Origin of the sequence: Rudanella lutea DSM 19387 (genome assembly GCF_000383955.1) — a bacterium.
Classification (GTDB): domain Bacteria; phylum Bacteroidota; class Bacteroidia; order Cytophagales; family Spirosomataceae; genus Rudanella; species Rudanella lutea.
This window is the reverse complement of record NZ_KB913013.1, coordinates 4136866-4154798: the sequence shown is the minus strand read 5'-3', so window position 1 is coordinate 4154798 and position 17933 is coordinate 4136866. Positions and strand designations below refer to the sequence as shown.

At 54.6% G+C, this 17933-nt stretch carries 15 protein-coding genes; 8 read left to right on the top strand and 7 right to left on the bottom strand.

Annotated features, from left to right (window positions below):
- The first annotated feature begins 96 nt into the window (after nucleotides 1-96).
- Nucleotides 97-849 carry a succinate dehydrogenase/fumarate reductase iron-sulfur subunit gene (locus RUDLU_RS0117260; protein ID WP_019989658.1) on the top strand — a complete coding sequence of 251 codons (753 nt, stop codon included), beginning with the start codon at nucleotides 97-99 and terminating at the stop codon, nucleotides 847-849.
- Nucleotides 850-948: 99 nt separating this feature from the next.
- Here RUDLU_RS0117260 and RUDLU_RS0117255 read toward each other — a convergent pair whose 3' ends face one another.
- The 5 genes from RUDLU_RS0117255 to RUDLU_RS0117235 form a co-directional block, all read right to left on the bottom strand.
- On the bottom strand, nucleotides 949-3033 hold the full coding sequence (locus RUDLU_RS0117255) for a glycoside hydrolase family 3 protein (protein ID WP_083940592.1): 2085 nt from the start codon (nucleotides 3031-3033) through the stop codon (nucleotides 949-951).
- Nucleotides 3034-3171: 138 nt separating this feature from the next.
- Nucleotides 3172-4455: an ABC transporter permease gene (locus tag RUDLU_RS0117250; protein ID WP_019989656.1), complete on the bottom strand. Its 1284-nt coding sequence runs from the start codon at nucleotides 4453-4455 to the stop codon at nucleotides 3172-3174.
- Nucleotides 4456-4457: 2 nt separating this feature from the next.
- A complete protein-coding gene (locus RUDLU_RS0117245; protein ID WP_019989655.1) occupies nucleotides 4458-4889 on the bottom strand; it encodes a GNAT family N-acetyltransferase in 432 nt (143 codons plus the stop codon).
- A gap of 12 nt (nucleotides 4890-4901) precedes the next feature.
- Complete coding sequence (gene hemC, locus RUDLU_RS0117240; protein ID WP_019989654.1) at nucleotides 4902-5825, bottom strand: hydroxymethylbilane synthase; 924 nt, start codon at nucleotides 5823-5825, stop codon at nucleotides 4902-4904.
- 10 nt (nucleotides 5826-5835) lie between these two features.
- Nucleotides 5836-6531: a polysaccharide deacetylase family protein gene (locus RUDLU_RS0117235; RefSeq protein ID WP_019989653.1), complete on the bottom strand. Its 696-nt coding sequence runs from the start codon at nucleotides 6529-6531 to the stop codon at nucleotides 5836-5838.
- A gap of 242 nt (nucleotides 6532-6773) precedes the next feature.
- Here RUDLU_RS0117235 and RUDLU_RS0117230 point away from each other — a divergent pair, with 242 nt between their 5' ends.
- On the top strand, nucleotides 6774-7196 hold the full coding sequence (locus tag RUDLU_RS0117230; RefSeq protein WP_019989652.1) for an Hsp20/alpha crystallin family protein: 423 nt from the start codon (nucleotides 6774-6776) through the stop codon (nucleotides 7194-7196).
- A gap of 105 nt (nucleotides 7197-7301) precedes the next feature.
- Here RUDLU_RS0117230 and RUDLU_RS27635 read toward each other — a convergent pair whose 3' ends face one another.
- On the bottom strand, nucleotides 7302-8120 hold the full coding sequence (locus RUDLU_RS27635; RefSeq protein WP_019989651.1) for a glycosyltransferase family 2 protein: 819 nt from the start codon (nucleotides 8118-8120) through the stop codon (nucleotides 7302-7304).
- Nucleotides 8121-8433: 313 nt separating this feature from the next.
- Here RUDLU_RS27635 and RUDLU_RS0117220 point away from each other — a divergent pair, with 313 nt between their 5' ends.
- The 6 genes from RUDLU_RS0117220 (at nucleotide 8434) to RUDLU_RS0117195 (ending at nucleotide 17333) form a co-directional block, all read left to right on the top strand.
- A complete protein-coding gene (locus RUDLU_RS0117220) occupies nucleotides 8434-9477 on the top strand; it encodes a ribonucleoside-diphosphate reductase small subunit (RefSeq protein WP_019989650.1) in 1044 nt (347 codons plus the stop codon).
- A gap of 77 nt (nucleotides 9478-9554) precedes the next feature.
- Complete coding sequence (locus RUDLU_RS0117215) at nucleotides 9555-9833, top strand: DUF4258 domain-containing protein (RefSeq protein WP_019989649.1); 279 nt, start codon at nucleotides 9555-9557, stop codon at nucleotides 9831-9833.
- Nucleotides 9823-10017, top strand: coding sequence for a DUF2283 domain-containing protein (locus RUDLU_RS0117210; protein ID WP_019989648.1), 195 nt, complete (start codon nucleotides 9823-9825; stop codon nucleotides 10015-10017). Before RUDLU_RS0117215 ends, RUDLU_RS0117210 begins: the two co-directional genes overlap by 11 nt.
- A 163-nt stretch (nucleotides 10018-10180) precedes the next feature.
- Nucleotides 10181-12229, top strand: a complete 2049-nt coding sequence (locus RUDLU_RS0117205; protein WP_019989647.1) for an OPT family oligopeptide transporter — start codon at nucleotides 10181-10183, stop codon at nucleotides 12227-12229.
- Nucleotides 12230-12293: 64 nt separating this feature from the next.
- On the top strand, nucleotides 12294-12842 hold the full coding sequence (locus tag RUDLU_RS0117200) for a hypothetical protein (protein ID WP_019989646.1): 549 nt from the start codon (nucleotides 12294-12296) through the stop codon (nucleotides 12840-12842).
- Between the two features lie 75 nt (nucleotides 12843-12917).
- Nucleotides 12918-17333 (top strand): LamG-like jellyroll fold domain-containing protein, encoded by a 4416-nt coding sequence (locus tag RUDLU_RS0117195; RefSeq protein ID WP_019989645.1) that lies wholly within the window; start codon nucleotides 12918-12920, stop codon nucleotides 17331-17333.
- A gap of 62 nt (nucleotides 17334-17395) precedes the next feature.
- Here RUDLU_RS0117195 and RUDLU_RS0117190 read toward each other — a convergent pair whose 3' ends face one another.
- Entirely contained in the window at nucleotides 17396-17866 is a 471-nt protein-coding gene (locus RUDLU_RS0117190; RefSeq protein WP_019989644.1) for a DUF1801 domain-containing protein, read from the bottom strand.
- Nucleotides 17867-17933: the final 67 nt, after the last annotated feature.

Sequence of the window (17933 nt, the reverse complement as noted above, 5' to 3'; positions counted from 1 at the left end):
TACAGTATACAGTTTGCAGTGGCTGACGCATAAGTACTGAAGCTCGGCAATTGAAAACTGAAAACTGAAAACCGGAAACTGAGAACTTTAGAACTGATGAAAGTTAATCTCAAAGTCTGGAGACAGAAAAATAACAATACAGCGGGTAAGTTGGTCGAGTACAGCCTCGACAACATCTCGCCCGATATGTCTTTCCTGGAGATGTTCGACGTACTGAACGCCGAGCTGATTCGGAAAGGTGATGAGCCCGTCGCCTTCGATCACGACTGCCGCGAGGGTATCTGCGGTATGTGCTCGATGTACATCAACGGACGGGCTCACGGCCCCCAAACGGGTGCTACAACCTGTCAGCTTCACATGCGTTCGTTCAGCGATGGCGACACGATTGTGGTTGAACCCTGGCGGGCACGGGCATTCCCGGTGATTAAAGACCTGATGGTCGACCGGACGGCCTTTGACCGGGTGGTGCAGGCCGGTGGTTACGTATCGGTGAATACCGGTTCGGCCCCCGATGCCAACGAAATTGCCATCCCCCGGACCATTGCCGATGAGGCCATGGACGCGGCTCAGTGCATTGGTTGCGGTGCCTGCGTAGCGGCTTGTAAAAACGCATCGGCCATGCTGTTTGTGTCGGCGAAAGTGTCGCACATGGCGGTATTACCCCAAGGTCAGGCCGAGCGCAAGATTCGGGCCGAGCGGATGGTGGCGCAGATGGACGCCGAAGGTTTTGGTGCCTGCTCATTCACGGGTGCCTGCTCGGTAGAATGCCCCAAGTCGATCTCACTCGACCACATTGCGCGCATGAACCGCGAGTACCTGGGTGCCAAGCTGACGTCGGAGAACGTCTAATAGTTTCTGCTATAGTTTACCAAAACGGCCCGCTGATTGTCAGCGGGCCGTTTTGGTTCAGAATCCGGGACTCGACAGCACGAGATCGGCACGGACCTTTCAATAGGTCAGGCCCTCGCCGTATTTGAATAAAGCGTACCCCGGCCCTTCGAGATAACCTGGAACATCCTCTTTTCCGTTTTTGACCGCCTGAGCCGATATAGGGGTGGTAAACGGCATTTTACCGGTCGGCTTAAACTGCCCGGTAACCACATCAAGCACGGCTTCAGCAGTGGTTCCGAACGTGGCCAACACCCCTTTTACATTGTCTTTGACGGCCGGGTTATAAATTTCATCGATCACCCACGGGTTGGTGTAATTAATGGCCAAAACGGTCGGTTTTTTGGCGATGAGTGCGTTGATGTACCCGACATCTACCGCATTTTTCGACAGCGACAGTTCGAGCGGGCTCCCGTCGGAGGCAAACAACGACCGTGAGCCGGGCGCAATCCAGAGCAGTATTACATCAGCCTCATCGGGCGTTTTTACGAACTCCACCGGCAGGTTCGGGTTGTTTTTAGTAAACACCTCGCCCGGCCCCGATGCCGGTGCACCCGCCCGCTTCTGATACGTTTCGAAGTACACCTTGGTACGAGCTTTCAGGGGCAGTGTTTTATTCTCGTTTCGCAATAACACAATGGATTTCCGCTGGGCCAGGTCGGCGCGGGCCTGAAACGACTTGTTGCCCACAATCTGTTCGGCGGCATCTTCGTCCACGTACGGGTTTTCGAAAAGGCCCAGCTCAAATTTCTCGTTCAGCAAGCGCACCACAGAGTCGTCGATCAGCTTCATATCTACCATGCCGCTTTTCACCGTTTCGAGCAGGCTCGACGGGTCGGCCGTGCCCGAGTAAAGGTTTACGCCGGCTTCGAGTGTACGCTTATACCGCTCGGGAATGGCCAGATTTTCGGCTCCCCAGGGCATCATTTCGATGGGGCCCGTATCGGAGTTTATAATGCCTTTGAAGCCAAGTTTAAGCCGCAACAGATCATGAATGACAGCCCGATTGTACGCGTAAGCAATAGGCTCATACGCAGTCCCAACAGGCATGGAATAATACGGCATAATGGCCGACGTACCCGCTTTGATGGCCGCTTTGAACGGAATCAGGTTATTTTCGAACATTCCGCCCGGAAACACCTCTGTTTTTCCCCAGTCGAAGTGCGGGTCCTGCCCTTCCTTACCGGCCCCTCCGCCCGGAAAATGTTTGGTGGTCATGGCAACCGAGGTCGGGCCTAACTTCGGTCCCTGAAAACCAAGCACCACCTGCGTAATCATCTGCGCGGCCCAGTCGGCATTTTCGCCAAAGGTGCCATCTACCCGTTGCCAGCGCGGCTCCGTTGCCAGATCGGCCATGTACATATAGCCTTTGCGAAGGCCCACGGCGGCCCACTCCTGCCGGGCAATGTCGGCAAACTCGCGGGTTAGCTTGAGGTCACGCATGGCAGCCAGGCCCAGCTCGCCGGGCCACGACGAAAACACGGTTTTGCCGACGCTCGTACCAATAGCGGCCGAAGCGGTAATATGATTGCGCGGGTTCGAAGCCACAATAGCCGGGATACCCAACGGTTGGCTTTCGCAGAGAGCCTGTAGCTTGTTGGCCCACTCGGCCGTTATGCGGGCGCTCACGTTGGCCCGCAAAATGAAATGGCGCAGCCCAAACTGGGTTACGGCCTTGGTGGTTCCAGCGGCATTCATAATAGGTGTGGGCAAGGGCTTTTTGGTGAACATATTCATGGTCGCCACCAGATCGTCCTCGTTGAAATCGCTCGTAATGGGCTCTTTGCCCCGGGGTGCTTCAAATGACCAGTCGTTTTTCAGGCGGGTGGTGCTGATGAGCATAAAACCAACCTTTTGCTCCACCGACATCTGACGCAGCAAATCACGGCTCCGGGTCTCGGCCGGCAAGCGCCAGTCTTCGTAAGGGTCGAGCCGTCCGTTGCGGTTCAGGTCTTTAAACGTGAAGGAGCCAACCTGAATCGTTTTTACCGATCGGGTGCCCAATTTTGGCTGAACAGGCTTTGCTTTTTGGGCTAACCCTACGGTACTCAGCCCAAGCAGGGCCAATACACCCAGGCGGGCGAGATGGGTGCCGGATCGGGAGCGCTCCGGCCGTTCATTTGTTCTTAACTTGTCAGGATTCATACATGTACGATGGTTTAGGGCCGCACCAGGTTGTGCGGATCTTTGGGGCATAAGTAGTTTTGCCCGGTATCTTACCCAAACGAAAAGGCTCCCCTATCGGTAGGAGAGCCTTCAAAAACCAAAGACATCACAGGGTGCTTATTCTTCCGCCAGTGTCCGCGAGATATTCATCCGGTACACGCCCAGCGCGGGCAGTGCAGCCGCTACCAGCCCAATGATTACGGCAGCCGCCAGAATGTACCATTCCTCAGACAGAATACTGAAATTAGTGAGGTCGTAATGATAGTTGCCCTGAACGTAGCCCGAAATAGCCCACAAACTCAGGCGGCTCAGAATCAGCCCGGCCACAAAACCAATTAAGGCCAGCACCAGCCCTTCGAGCAGGAGCATCAGGAATAGTTGCGTTCGGGTAGCGCCCATCGACAGCATCAGGGCCATTTCGTACCGGCGTTCTTTGAGTGAGTTATACAGCGACACAAACACGCTGATTCCCGCCACCAGAATAATAGCCAGTGCCAGATACCGCAGCGTTTCGACGCCCACGCCCAGCAAATCAAACAACCGGTTCACCTCAATATTAGGCATAGCCGCCTGAAGCTTCGAGTTGGTGTTGATACCACGGGCCAGCATCATCCCCATCGGGTTCCGAAACTTGATGAGCATACTCGTAATCTCGCGCTCTTCCTCATGGGTCTCTCCTTCTTCGTGGTCGTGGCCTTCATGCTCATGGTCGTGCTCTTCCTCCACAGCCGCCCCACCGGCAGTTGCCTCAGCCTCGTGTTCGTCGGCATGTTCTTCGTGCCCGTGTTCATCATGAATGGCCCACACACTCGCTACCGGCGTCAGAATCAGCTGATCGGCTACTGAGTTGCTGGGGTTCAGAATGCCCACCACCTTGTATTTGGCGTCCTCGTGGGCTTCACCTGCTTCGTCGAGGCCGTGCGACCCGGCAAACGTATCGCCAATTTTCAGGCCGGTAACCTGGGCTACCCGTGGGCCAATGACGCACTCCAGTGGCTGAGCAAACAGCTTCCCCTGACCCACGGTTACCTCGTAATGGTCGAGGTACTGCTTGTCTGTCCCGACAATCCGAAACGAGCGGTAATTGTCGCCCAGAGCGAGCGGAATCGCCGTTTTGATCATCGGATTGCGGGTAAGCCGCTCGGCCTCGGCCAGCGGAATGTTGCCCACGGGCGAATCGATCTGGTAAATGCTCGACAGAATCAGTTGCAGTGGGCTTCCTTTGGCACCCAGCACCATGTCGATTCCCCGGATGTTTTTTCGGAACTGCTCGTCGAGCTGCTTGTTGAGCAGCAGAAGCAACGAAATAATCGCGATGCCGAGGGTCATGAGCAAACCGCTCAGGAAACTGCTCAGGGGCTTGTCGCGGAGGTTACTCCAACTGATTTTGAAGAGATTCATGGCTACAAGGATAGTGAAAAATGATGGCTGCTGATCCGAAACCGTTTGTTCAGGTACAGGCGGTGGGCATCGGCACGGTCGGGGCCGTGACCCGAGTCGAGCGAAACGGTTTTGCACCCAAGCTGACGGGCCTGTTCGATCACAAAGTCGAGCAAAGCCCCGGCGTACCCGTTGCCACGGGCCTCAGGCAAGGTGGTCAGGTCATCGATATAGATTGTTTTTCCCGACACCAGCAAGGTTAGTTGCCGGTAGGTAATCACGGCCGGGGCCGGGGCATCGCCCCCGTCGACAAACGCCACCGAAAACCGCTCGTTCGCCTGTTGGTCTTGCAGCGACGCCAGTACGGCTTCGGCCTCCAGCTGAGGGCGTAAACACAGCAGAGCGGGCAAACAAACACGGAGGTCGGCTTCGGTTTGGGCAATGCGAATGGTCATGGTCTGCCTTAGTTATAAGTTGGCGCGAATACTCAGCAGGATCTCGGCACCGCCCAGCCCCAGAATATGCTCGGCCAATTGGTTGCCCAGCTGCTCGGCTTCGGCGGGTGGCCCTACAAACGTTTCGCGAAGTATCTGTGTACCATCCAGACTGATGATTCCACCGGTCAGGCTCACGTTTTCGCCCACCCAGGTGGCCAGCCCAAACACCGGAATGCTACAACCGCCTTCGAGCCGACGCAGGTACGCTCGCTCAGCTTTCAGGCAGGCTTCAGTGGGTTCGTGATTGGTCAGTCGGCGAACGGCTTCGAGTTTGTCGAGGGGTAATGTATGGGCCGCTTCAATGGCAATGCTGCCCTGCCCCACAGCGGGTGTAAAGTCGGCTATGGGCAGGTGTTCGGCAATTAGGTCGTCGTACTGCATCCGGTGCACACCCGCAAAGGCCAGCAGCAGCGCGTCGCACTGCCCCTCGTCGAGTTTCCGAAGCCGGGTTTGAAGGTTACCGCGCATATCGACTACCTTGATGTGCGGGCAATAATGCCGGAGCATAGCCACCCGCCGGGTGGAGGAGGTGCCGATTACAAACGGCTGCCCGCTCGTGAGCGACAGCGCGTTGTTGCGGCTCACCAGTACATCGTTAACCTGCTCGCGCTCCGTAAAGGCAATAATGCCCAGATCAGCCGGTAGCGACGATTGCAGGTCTTTGGCACTGTGAACGGCAATGTCGATAGAGCCCGCCCGGAGTTGATCTTCCAGCTCCTGTGTAAATACGCCTTTACTCCCGATTTTGGCCAGCGACCGGTCCAGAATCTGATCGCCTTTGGTTTCGATCAGAACCAGCTCCGACGTAAGCCCTCCGGCCCCCAGCACCTGTTGAATATGTTCGGCCTGCCAGAGCGCCAGTCGGCTCGCGCGTGTTCCTATTTTAATGTGCATGATGTCTGTTTTATACCAGTTTACCCCACTTCACCTTACGCCGAAACCGGGCAAACGATTCAGAACCGCGTACGTCGATCCGGTTCAGCTCGTAAAGGTCGCGCAAGGGCAACGGGTTGATCCGGTTTCCGATCCGAAACGCCAGTTTAATCCCCAGCCGGGCCATTGTTTCCCGCATCAGCTGCCGGTCGGCCGGGTTTTTGGGCCGACCGCCGTACGAATACGAAAACGCCGGGGCCATGGGCAATCCCATCCGTTCGGCTTCGGCATGGCTCTGTTCCAGATCGGCACGGATACGCGCACCCGTTTCGTTTTTGAAGTTCAGATGCTCGTGCGTATGGTACGCCAGTGCAATGCCCGCTTCGCTTAAACCTTTGAGCTGTTCGACGGTCAAAAGAGCGTCAGTACCTTCATCCCAGACGTTGGTTTGCCCGACGTAGGCGGTGGGCACAAAAATAGTAGCTGACACAGACAGTTCGTGCAGAATCGGCACGGCATAGGTCAGGTTATTTTCGTACCCATCATCGAAAGTAAGCAGCACGGACCGGCGGGGCAGGGCTATGGCGGGGCTGGCAACCGAGTTGAGTACCTGGTTCAGGGTCACAAACTGGTAACCCGACGTTTGCAGGTAAGTAATATGCTGGCGCAGCTGTTCGGTAGTCACGGTCAGCGGGCCGGGCGTGAGCGGGTCAACTTTGTGGTACATCAGAACCCGCAGGCTGGGGCGGTGGCTGTGGAAGTTTAACCACAGAAGCACCCCAAAAAGCAACACGATAAAAATCCACACAGTACAGTTACGCGTAAGTTATAGTACAAGAAACGGCTAAAAATACGCCAAAACGGCCGAAAACGGCTTTTTGGTTTAAAAAAGTCGGACAGCCTGTCGCTCTTTGCGCGAAGGCACGATAGTTGAATAATACTCTTTCGAACAGTAAACAACACATACCGATGAGAGCGATAGACAATGTGTTCAGCGGAACGGGAGGTCAGATTGACCTTCTCAATACGCTCTACGGCGGTTCGAGCATGACGACGATGAACGTGGACCGGGAAGACGACCGGTTGGTCATTACGTTGTCGGCCCCTGGCGTCAGTGCCAATTCATTCAATGTTCTGATTGAAGGCAATAAACTGGTTTTGTACACACTGCTCGTTGGCGAATCGGCCCGGCAGGACTACGATATTCTTGATCCCGACGCGCAACCACAGCGTTTGGCTGTACCGATGTTTCTGCGGGTGCTGGATATTCCCACGTTTGTGGATGCAGAGCAAATTGAGGCCGTACATGAAGACGGCCGGGTGATGGTGTACCTGCCGCTCAACAGCGAAGATCAGTTGCACCGCCGGATCGATATCAAAGATCTCTTTTAAGGCGTTTGTCAGCGCTTAGCTGCTGTCATTGGTCGTGTGTGGCATAGGTATGACCATTCTCCTCACCACTACCACCGACGTCCGCCGAGCCCTACTCGGGACTGCCTAATGGGTCCTGTCTTCATACATGCGTGCAGGTCGTTCCTCCGGGGACGACCTTTTTTGTTGGAGTTCGTGCAGCTTGGCATACTTCACCACCGGGTACATGGCCGAAAACAACGACCATACAAAGCCCGGATACCCGTTGAGTACGTTTTTTTTCAGCAGGTACTCTTTCAAAAACGTAAGCGGCAAACGAAACACAACCTGAGCCGTTGAGGCTTTGCGGCCACGCCGGTCGAGCTCGCGGGCACCGGCCGTGGTGTAGCGGTTCAGTTTTTCGAAGTACTCATGCATCGACCCGTAGCTGTCGTGCAGCATATGGTCTTTCAGGGTAAGCACCCGCCCCCCGCTTAGTTCTACATCCTCGTGTACATGACTCAGATTGTAAGTACCAAACGTCCGGTTGAACAGCCGAAGGTGCGGCATCTTGTATTCGCTGCCGTGACGCATGAGCCGCTCCATGAAAATAAGCGAGATCGGCACTTTGTAGCCCACTACGCCCTCCTCGTGGCCCACTCGACTCTGAATTTCGGCCCGTAGCTCAGGGGTTACCACCTCGTCGGCGTCGACCACGAGCACCCAATCGTGCACAGCCTGCGCCACCGCGAACCGTTTCTGCGGCCCAAACCCGTCGAAGTCACGGTGTAACACCCGGGCACCCCGGTCGCGGGCTATCTGAAGCGTACCATCGGTACTACCCGAATCGACCACCACAATCTCGTTGCACCATTGCAGGGCATCGAGAACGGGGCCCAGCAAACGCTCAGAATTGAGGGTGATCAGAACGGCACTAATCGGTGTTGCCACAGGGGGTATATTCATACAGCAAAAATAGAATGCTTGAGTAAAAGTCTATAGACCTAAATGCCACACATACTCATAATTAATTGAAAATCAATCTCAATCAAAAATCTTTTGGACTATTCTAAGAGGTACCCCTCTATCAAAAAAGGCAATTGCCTGATTCCGTTCGGGTTAGTAAAATGGGGTTCTGTACACCCACATAAAGTAAAGTTTTTGCGGGTTGATCGTCTTCCCGAAACGGTTAACTTTGGGAACAATACGACTTGAACAGGAGCTTCCGGCAACCCGCCGGCTACCTTATTCATCACGCCTTAAAACGATATACGCCCCCATGGCAGAGTTAACCGCAATTGAGCCAATTTTAGAAGAAGACAAAGGCCGTTTTGTCCTTTTTCCGATCAAACACTGGGACATTTGGGAGTTTTACAAAACCCACGAGGCTTCATTCTGGACCGCCGAGGAAATCGACCTTGGACAGGATCTGAAAGACTGGGCTAATCTTAACGACAACGAGCGCCATTTTATCTCGCACGTACTGGCCTTTTTTGCTGCCAGCGATGGTATCGTAAACGAGAATCTGGCGGTCAACTTCCTGTCGGAGGTGCAGTACGCCGAAGCCAAGTGCTTCTACGGTTTCCAGATTATGATGGAGAACATCCACTCGGAAACCTACTCCCTGCTGATCGACACGTACATTAAGGATGCCGCTGAGAAAGACCGGTTGCTCAACGCCATCGACACGATTCCGTGTGTGCAGAAAAAAGCCGAATGGGCACTGCGCTGGATCAGCAATGGTTCGTTTGCGGAGCGGATTATTGCCTTCGCAGCCGTAGAAGGCATTTTCTTCTCGGGTTCGTTCTGCTCAATCTTCTGGCTCAAGAAGCGGGGACTGATGCCGGGGCTATCATTCTCCAACGAGCTTATCTCACGCGACGAAGGTCTGCACCGCGACTTTGCCTGTCTGCTTTACACAGACCACATCCAGCACAAACTGCCCGAAGAGCAGGTGTACACCATCATTAAAGATGCGGTTAAGATTGAGCAGGAATTTGTGACCGACGCCCTACCGGTATCGCTGATCGGGATGAACGCCGACCTGATGAATCAGTACATCGAGTTTGTGGCCGATCACCTGCTGGTATCGCTCGGCTTACGGAAGGTGTACAACGTATCCAATCCGTTCGACTTCATGGATATGATTTCGCTGCAAGGCAAAACCAACTTCTTCGAGAAGCGGGTTGGCGAGTATCAGCGGGGCGAAGTGATGGCCAAGTTCCGGGCTATGAAAGCCAAAGCTACACAACCCGAAGCCGGTGAAGCCGCTCCGGTCGAAGTAGTCGAAGAGAAGAAGTTCTCGATGGAAGAAGATTTTTAAGTAAAACGCTTAGAACTAAAATAATACACCAGTGCCCGATCCAATCGGGCACTGGTCATTTAAAGCCCCATCGTAAAATGGATAAATTCGATTACAAGCTATCAGTACATGCATCTGAGCAAGCCCAAGAGCGTGGAATATCTGAGTTAGTTATACATCAAGTACTTAGATCGCCTGAGCAAATAGTGGACGATGAATCAGGCGTAGAAGGACAAAAAGTTTTCCAATCGAGAATCATTTTTGACGAAAATAGAACGTACTTAGTGAGAGTATTTGTCAACATCAGCCAAAACCCCGCTGTAGTAAAGACAGTTTACAAGACATCACAAATAAGCAAATACTATCATGAAGGTTAAGTATGATCGTGAGGTTGACATTTTGTACATCCGGTTAACCGAAAGTCAGATTGAGGAGAGCGATGAAAAAACGCCGGGCCTTATTCTGGATTACGATCAGGATGGTGCCGTGGTAGGTATTGAAATTTTGAATGCCTCTCAACGCATCAGTAAACCTAACAGCATCGAGTTAGCCATTGCCTGATATCACCTAAACCCTTGTGGGCCGAAGCCAGTCTGGCTTCGGCTTTTTTTATGCCCACGCACAGAAAAGCCCATTCGGGCGGGGCGTCTGCCGCTACAGGCGGAAAACGCCGAAAAACGTATAACTTGCCCTCAACAAGCCATTTATCCTTTTCTGTTCGTCTATGTCCGACTTCAAACCCTTCATCTCCGACAACGAATCGCCGGCCGAGTTTACGCTCAAAGCCATTATCACGGGGGCCTTGTTTGGCGTCTTGTTCGGGGCCGCCACCGTTTACCTGTCGCTCAAGGCTGGTTTGTCGGTATCCGCTTCGATTCCGATTGCCGTACTGGCTATCTCGTTTGGTCGACGGTTTCTGAACACCACCATCCTTGAGAACAACATTATCCAGACCACCGGGTCGGCGGGCGAGAGTATTGCTTCGGGGGTAGTGTTTACCCTGCCGGGCTTTCTGTTTCTGACGGGGGGCGTAGGAGCCGATTTTTTTAATTACTGGACTATTCTGACGCTGGCTATTCTGGGTGGCCTGGTCGGCACCTTGATGATGATTCCGCTCCGCCGGTCGCTCATTGTGCAGGAACACGGTACGCTCCCCTACCCTGAGGGTACGGCCTGCGCGTCGGTATTGATAGCGGGCGAACGCGGGGGCGACTTTGCCAAAACGGCCTATCAGGGACTGGGTATAGCGTTGGTGTATGCCCTGTTGCAAAAAGTATTGCACCTGATTGCCGAAGTACCGGTATGGGCTACCAAACAAACGAACCGTTATTTTCCTTCGGCGCAGGTCTCGGGCGAAATTACTCCCGAATACCTCGGTGTGGGTTACATTATCGGCTTCCGTATTTCGGCTGTGCTGGTGGGCGGGGGTATTCTGGCCTGGTTGGGGCTTATTCCGCTGCTGGCGTCGCTGGTACCGGGCGACGTAATTGCCGCGCAACTCATCAAGCTGGGCTACCTCACCGATCTGCAAACGGCGGGCGGACCCGGCGGCTGGAATCCGCAAACCAAAACCTTTACCGACACAGCCGCGGCTGTTTACCGGGCATACATCCGGCAGATTGGGGCCGGGGCCGTAACGGCCGGTGGTTTCATGACCCTGATCAAAACCATCCCGACCATCGTTTCGTCGTTTCGGTCCAGCTTTGGTGGGGGCACTACCCTCTCCTTAGGTCAAGGGGAGGGGGCAGGAGCAGGGACCACCCGCCGGACTGAGCAGGATTTAAGCATCAAAATTGTGGTACTGGGAAGTCTGGCTTTAGTAGCGCTGATGCTCATTTTACCCCAGATTCCCGGCGATTCGCTGTTGACCAAATTATTGATCGGCGTATTGGTAGTCGTATTCGGATTCTTTTTTGTGACGGTAGCCAGCCGAATTGTCGGCCTAATCGGGTCGTCGTCGTCGCCGGTTTCGGGGATGACCATTGCCACCATCATGGGCACCTCACTTGTTTTCATTGCTTTCGGGCTTACAGGGCAAGCCTACGAGCCTGCCGTACTTGTGGTGGGGGGTATGATCTGTGTGGCAGCCGCTACGGCCGGGGCTACTTCTCAGGATCTCAAAACGGGGTACATTGTTGGCGCGACGCCCAAATACCAGCAAATTGCCCTGTTTATCGGGGTCATTGTTTCATCGCTGGTGATTGGAGCCACGGTCAAAGTGCTGGATACCCCCACGCCCGATCTGGTAGCCCAGGGCATCAATCACGCCATTGGCTCCGACAAGTTTCCGGCTCCGCAGGGTACGCTGATGGCTACCCTCATCAAAGGGCTACTCTCGTTCAACCTCGACTGGCAGTTTGTACTCGTAGGAGCGTTTCTAGCCTTTGTATTCGAGCTGGTTGGCGTAAGTGCTCTGGCCTTTGCCGTAGGGCTTTACCTGCCGCTCTCCACTACCCTGCCGATTTTTGCAGGTGGGCTCGTAAAGGCTTTTTCGGACTGGAACAACCGGCGTCGGAACCAGGTCGAAGAAGATTCAGACTTAGGCAAAGGCAACCTGTTTGCCACCGGCCTCGTGGCAGGTGGTGCCCTCGCGGGAGTGGCCGTAGCCCTGCTGTCGGTTAATGAAACGGTGTACAACGCGCTGGCGGGCTTATCGCTCGAACCGGCCCTGGCCGAAACGCTCGGCGAAGGTGGCTACATGTTGCTGGGGGCACTGGCCTTCTCGGGGCTGGCCGTTGTGCTGGGCCGGGTAGCCAGTCAACGACAAGTCTAAACGCAGTTGGGGCTGGTGCGCGGCACCAGCCCTTTTTATTGTAGTATCAAGACGCCTTCCAGCTATGTTCCAAACTCTATCTGCTTTTCTGTACCGGATTGCTTCCCGAAAAACCCTTTGGCTGATCACGCTGCTATACCTCCCTTTTCCAACCCTGTTTTTCAAAAATCTGGAGGAGCGAATGAATAAACTGGCCGGTCAGCCCATCGGTCCAATCGACCTTTTGTTTGGGTACAACCCCGACCGAATCACGCAAATGGTTGCCGCTTACGGGCCTGAAGGACGGGCTATCTACGCGCAGGGAGAGCTAACCATCGACCTGGTTTACCCGATTGTTTACACGTTTTTGCTGGCTACGGTGCTGTCTCTGCTTTTCCGGAAACAGCCGTACGCGCCTTTTGCTCAGGTCAATGTACTGCCCCTAACCGTTCTGGTTTTTGATTATTGCGAAAACGCCTGCATCGTCTATTTGCTCAAGAGCTACCCTGTTACATCGCCAACTATTGCGGCCCTATGCTCGGTGTTGACAACCCTGAAATGGCTGGCTGCAGGGGCGGTACTGGCTCTTATTCTGTATGGCGTCGTTCGGCGGGCAACCGGGCGCGGGCGGTAAAAGCTCAGCCCCCAAACCGTTTGTTTAGCTACCACCACCGTATCTATTTATCAATAAAGTTCTCTACCATTTCCAATGATTGCTTTCGTTCGGCTCATTGGTCGCAGCTACATCGCCCTGATGCAGCTGATGGCCCTGTCGGTTGGAGCTGCTATAGCTCAGGAACTCCCCCCAATCAAGTACACCAGAACCGATCACTCCACTACCGACTGGTATCTTGAAACGCTGAAACCCACGCCCAACTATTACAAAGTCAGAAAGCTGTACGACGAATTTTTCAGTACGCATGGGTTAGAGAAAAGCCCGCAGCGCAACATTGTTTTGCGATGGCTCCAAGTATATCGTAATTACCTGAACGCCAACGGCGAAGTGGTCATCGATGCCGTCCCCCCTGCCGAAACACAGGCACTCATGCAACGGAATACGGCCAACGCCCGGCAGGCCGCCGGGGTTTCGCCCTACCCGGCCTGGAATGATCAGGTGGGTACGTGGCGGATGATTGGGCCGTATCATGGCAAAGACAAGAGTTGTTACAACCAGCCGTACATGTCGGGCGGATTCAACGACCGGGTGTACATTAACCCCTATAACACCCAGAATCTGTACGCTGGGCAATCGTACGGGGGCCTATGGGTAAGTCAGGATCAGGGCGCGACCTGGAAACTAACCGATGCCGAATTCCCGAATGGCAAAAACACCTACGCCAACCGCGATGTGTATTACGGCGACATCAAAGCTTCCAAAGCAAATCCTAACCTCGTGTTTGCGGCCACCGAAGCGGGCTTGCTCAAATCGACCAATGCAGGTAACAGTTGGTCGCTGGTAAGTGGCCTCAACTACATCGAAAGACCCACCGAACGGGCCTATTTTGTAGCTCCCTCAAACCACGACACCAACCTGCTACTGGCCAGTTACGGGCGAAGAATCTACCGCAGTACCGACGGGGGAGCCACCTGGACGGTCGTATTCAGCAATACAGCTGGGGGTACCAACTACAGTCAGGGACAGCATACAACCAACGGCGTGGGGGATCGGAAATACAACTTTGCGGGCCTGAGTTTTCACCCCACCAACAACAATGTGGTGTATCTGGCCGCCCGCGAAGCCTCCACCAACCGCATCACGGTGCAGGTCTCTACCGACTTTGGCCAAACCTGGTCGGTGCTGATTCCGGGGAGTCGGGTGGTGAATGGCGTTACCCAGACCACTACCAACGGACCGGTAAAAATGGAGATTTCGCCCGCTGCTGCCGACAAAATTTATCTGTTCAACCTGTTTCAGGATTTGAACTCAGGCACCACAATTGGCGCCACTAAAGGCATAGTCAAATACAACACAAACGGCGATCTGCTCCAGGCCATTCCCTACCCGGTGACGGGGCATCTGCTCGACGATTGTACGGTGTCACAAACCGACTCAACGGTGCTGTATCTGGGTGGCTATGCGTCGGGTGAGGTGCATAAATCGACCAACGGTGGGTTGACCTTTTTTACCAACAACCCCGGTTACACGAGTTGCGTAAACTACGTACACGCCGATGTGCGCTGCCTGTCGAGTGTAGGCGACCTGCTACTAATTGCCTCTGACGGGGGTAATCATATCTCCAAAGACGGTATGGCCACCATTCAGCCCACGGGCGAATGGATCAGTGCTATCGACTTGTGGGGCTTCAGTGCGGCTTTCAAAGGCGATGTGGTAGCCTCCGGCGACGATCATGGTCCTACGGAAGTGCGCTGGTTCGACGGGGATCAGGGCTGGGAACACGACGGCGGAGCCGACTCAAAAGACTTGACCATCAACCCTGTACAGCCTCGATGGATTTACGCGATGGACATATACCGGAAATACCGGATGGTCACCAAAGAAGCCGCCTTCGACAAATCGTACCCCATCGACAACAACTCAATTTCGTCACTCAAGTACCATGCCGTTCACCCCAATATTTACGGCAAGTCGTACCCCTTCAAAGACAACAAACTGCTGGTTTCCAATGACAACATGGCCTCGCTGGCAGGCACGCTTTACACGTTCCCCGAAAACATCACGCGGATGAAACAACCGCTACGAAACCCGTCTGTTTTCTTCGTACTGACCAACAACAAAGACGTTTACAAAAGCACCGACGGAGCCGCTACCTTCACCAAACTGACGCCTTCCACAACCATTACCGGCGGCCGAACCAATATTACCGACATTGAAGTTAGCCAAGACGGCTCGGTGGTGTGGCTGAGCTACGGGCAGGTGCAAACCACGTGCAAAGTCGTCAAATCGACCGATGGCGGGACCACCTGGACCAACTACAGTATAGGTTTACCATCGCCTGCTGCTTCTAACATCACTATGCAGCGGGGCACCAACGGCGGGGTTTACGTAAGCACGAATGGCGGAGGTGTGTGGTACCGCGACAACAGCATGAGCGCGTGGGCCATGCTGGGTACGGGCCTGCCCATGCTGGGATACGTTACGTCGGCGTATGTGGTACCCGACAAAAAGGCCTACCGCATGGGCACATCGAGAGGAGCGTTTGAGCATGAACTGGCGTTTTTGACAACCTCCGATGCCCTCATTGCCGTTGACAAAAACACCGCTGGCACATGCCGCGACACGCTTTTTTTCCGGGATTACTCGGCCTACGAAGGTACAACTGGTATTCGGTTCGCCTGGACATTTGAAGGAGGCACACCTGCTACCTCAACCGCCGAAAACCCGAAAGTGGTGTACGCCAACCCCGGCACGTATGATGTATCGCTCACCGTGACCGATGCCAACGGTGTTAGCTCGACCCACACGCTGACCGACTTTATTTCGGTGACAGCGGCCTATTGTGGCCCCGACACGCTACGCGGCAAAGCAATGCAGATTACCGCGCAGAACAGCTACGTACAGGCCCCCGCTCCGAACGTGGCTACTACCAACACGTACACCATGATGGCCTGGGTGAAACTAAACGGCGCACAGGCCGACTACGCGGGTATGCTCTCGCTGAGTACAACCACCGGCTTGGTCCACCTGAACCTTCGGGATGTGAACCCCGACAGTACGCAGCTTGGGTATCATCATCCTAATGGGCAGTGGTGGTACAACTCAGGGCTTTACCTGAAACCCAACGTCTGGACGCACGTAGCCCTGGTGGTGCAGCCTAACGCTATTTCGGTGCTGAAAGACGGGGTGCGGGCCACACACACAGGCCGAAACGTAGTACCGGCTTCATTTGTCGGTAACGTGACCATCGGCACAATGGCCGGGGGGGCCGAGTGGTACCGGACATTTATTGGCGACATCGACGAGGTGGCCATCTACAAACGCGCTCTGACCGACGATGAGATCAGGCGAATGATGCACCTGACAAAAAACAATCCGCAATACCCCGTTCAGGCCGACCCTGATCTGATAAACTATTATCAGTTCAACGAATCGGGTACATTGATCTTTGACCGGGTTAGCACACGCGACGCCAGTTTTGTGGGCGGTGCTGTGAGCCGGGTCGAATCGACGGGGCCGTTCAGCGGGGGACTTAGCGAGACGATGGCCTCGGTTGCATCAGCGGGCCCCAAATCCTTCACGGGTATCGGGCTGACGCTCAACCAGCCCGCTTCAGGTACGTATGCGGCTGGTGCAGTTACGGCCTATCGACTGCTCGAAAAACCGTATATGCCGCCCTCGGCTTCGGTAGCGGGAAATTATTGGATCGTCCGCAACTGGGGAACCAGCAAAACGTTCTCGTCTCTGGTTTCGCTGACCGTCAATGGTATGCCCGTTGCCCCATCTGACCTCGATACGCCCGGCAGTCAGCGGCTGTATGCGCGCCCGCAGAACAGCCACTTAGCCAACTGGTTTCTAAGCGACGTACCTGCCAGCGCGGTTACGGGTTCGCCAACGGGCAGTGTGCAGTTTTCCGGCAGTGGCCTCACTACCTTTGGCCAACTGGTGCTGACACGCACGGACGCCCCCGCTCTGATTGCCACCACGCCCACCAATGCAGCCACTGGCGTTTCGCCCACCACCAGTCTGACGCTCGTGTTTGACCAGTCGGTTACAAAGGGCACCGGCAATCTGCTACTGGTGCGTACCTCAGACAACACAACGGTAGAAACGATTGCGGTAAGCAGTTCGCAGGTATCGGGCACGGCTACAACCTGGGTTATTACCCCCGCTCAGCCACTATTGGTCAACACGGGCTATGCACTCCGGGCCGACGTTGGTACATTCAGCAACAGTTCGGGTGGGCAATTTACGGGCCTGCTTACCAATGCACCGTTTAGCTTTACCACCGGCAGCGGGGGTACGGGCATGTTTTCTACCAAAAACGGCTTGTGGTCAGACCCGGCCACCTGGTTGGAGGGGCGGGTACCAACGGCCACCGATACAGTCACAATTACGCATACCGTGACCGTCTCGGCCAATTACACCGGCAACGCCCTACGCCTGATTATTAACCCACCCGGTAAGGTAATTTACATTTCTAACGGCAAGCTCAGGTTGGGAGAATAATGGGAGATAGGGAGTTGGGTGGAAACGGTGTGGGTTCCAGCGTCCGGTGCTACCCCAATACCCTATTTACCTGACTTTATGGCCTTTCGCTGCTGTTCGTAGATCGTTATCCAGCCTTCGGGAGTCAACTTGGCAGCGAGTTCGGCCAGGAGCGTGTACGGAATCTGGTCTGCCTTTTTGAAGCGGATACACCCCTTGCCCATGTCGAGGCTGGTTTTGCTGTGCTTCGGATATTCTCCGACAAACCAGTCGAGCAGGGCTTGATCGAGGAACAGGCCAACATGATGCAAGACCACGTAATTCTTCTGCGAACCCACATTAATGAACGGTAGCGGTAATTTTGGGTTGGTGTGGTAACCGGCCGGGTAAAGTGCGTGGGGGACTACGTACCCGATCATTCCATAGCTCATTTCCTCGGAAAAGCCAGCGGGTAAGTGCTGCCGAAGAACGTCGCAAAGTTGGTTGATAGTTGCCTTCCTGTCATCGGCCAGTGAGTCGATGTAGTCGTTCACGGTTTGGCTGGTTGATTGCATCGTGATTAGGGCTTTTTGAGGTTTATCGACACAAGCATACGACCCGAAGAGCGTAACCTTTTTCCGT

What these genes read in the sequence shown, in the direction of transcription:
- RUDLU_RS0117260 (WP_019989658.1), top strand. Translation starts at nt 97, where the DNA reads ATGAAAGTTAATCTCAAAGTCTGGAGACAGAAAAATAACAATACAGCG.
- RUDLU_RS0117255 (WP_083940592.1), bottom strand. Translation starts at nt 3,033, where the DNA reads ATGAATCCTGACAAGTTAAGAACAAATGAACGGCCGGAGCGCTCCCGA.
- RUDLU_RS0117250 (WP_019989656.1), bottom strand. Translation starts at nt 4,455, where the DNA reads ATGAATCTCTTCAAAATCAGTTGGAGTAACCTCCGCGACAAGCCCCTG.
- RUDLU_RS0117245 (WP_019989655.1), bottom strand. Translation starts at nt 4,889, where the DNA reads ATGACCATTCGCATTGCCCAAACCGAAGCCGACCTCCGTGTTTGTTTG.
- hemC (WP_019989654.1), bottom strand. Translation starts at nt 5,825, where the DNA reads ATGCACATTAAAATAGGAACACGCGCGAGCCGACTGGCGCTCTGGCAG.
- RUDLU_RS0117235 (WP_019989653.1), bottom strand. Translation starts at nt 6,531, where the DNA reads ATGTACCACAAAGTTGACCCGCTCACGCCCGGCCCGCTGACCGTGACT.
- RUDLU_RS0117230 (WP_019989652.1), top strand. Translation starts at nt 6,774, where the DNA reads ATGAGAGCGATAGACAATGTGTTCAGCGGAACGGGAGGTCAGATTGAC.
- RUDLU_RS27635 (WP_019989651.1), bottom strand. Translation starts at nt 8,120, where the DNA reads ATGAATATACCCCCTGTGGCAACACCGATTAGTGCCGTTCTGATCACC.
- RUDLU_RS0117220 (WP_019989650.1), top strand. Translation starts at nt 8,434, where the DNA reads ATGGCAGAGTTAACCGCAATTGAGCCAATTTTAGAAGAAGACAAAGGC.
- RUDLU_RS0117215 (WP_019989649.1), top strand. Translation starts at nt 9,555, where the DNA reads ATGGATAAATTCGATTACAAGCTATCAGTACATGCATCTGAGCAAGCC.
- RUDLU_RS0117210 (WP_019989648.1), top strand. Translation starts at nt 9,823, where the DNA reads ATGAAGGTTAAGTATGATCGTGAGGTTGACATTTTGTACATCCGGTTA.
- RUDLU_RS0117205 (WP_019989647.1), top strand. Translation starts at nt 10,181, where the DNA reads ATGTCCGACTTCAAACCCTTCATCTCCGACAACGAATCGCCGGCCGAG.
- RUDLU_RS0117200 (WP_019989646.1), top strand. Translation starts at nt 12,294, where the DNA reads ATGTTCCAAACTCTATCTGCTTTTCTGTACCGGATTGCTTCCCGAAAA.
- RUDLU_RS0117195 (WP_019989645.1), top strand. Translation starts at nt 12,918, where the DNA reads ATGATTGCTTTCGTTCGGCTCATTGGTCGCAGCTACATCGCCCTGATG.
- RUDLU_RS0117190 (WP_019989644.1), bottom strand. Translation starts at nt 17,866, where the DNA reads ATGCAATCAACCAGCCAAACCGTGAACGACTACATCGACTCACTGGCC.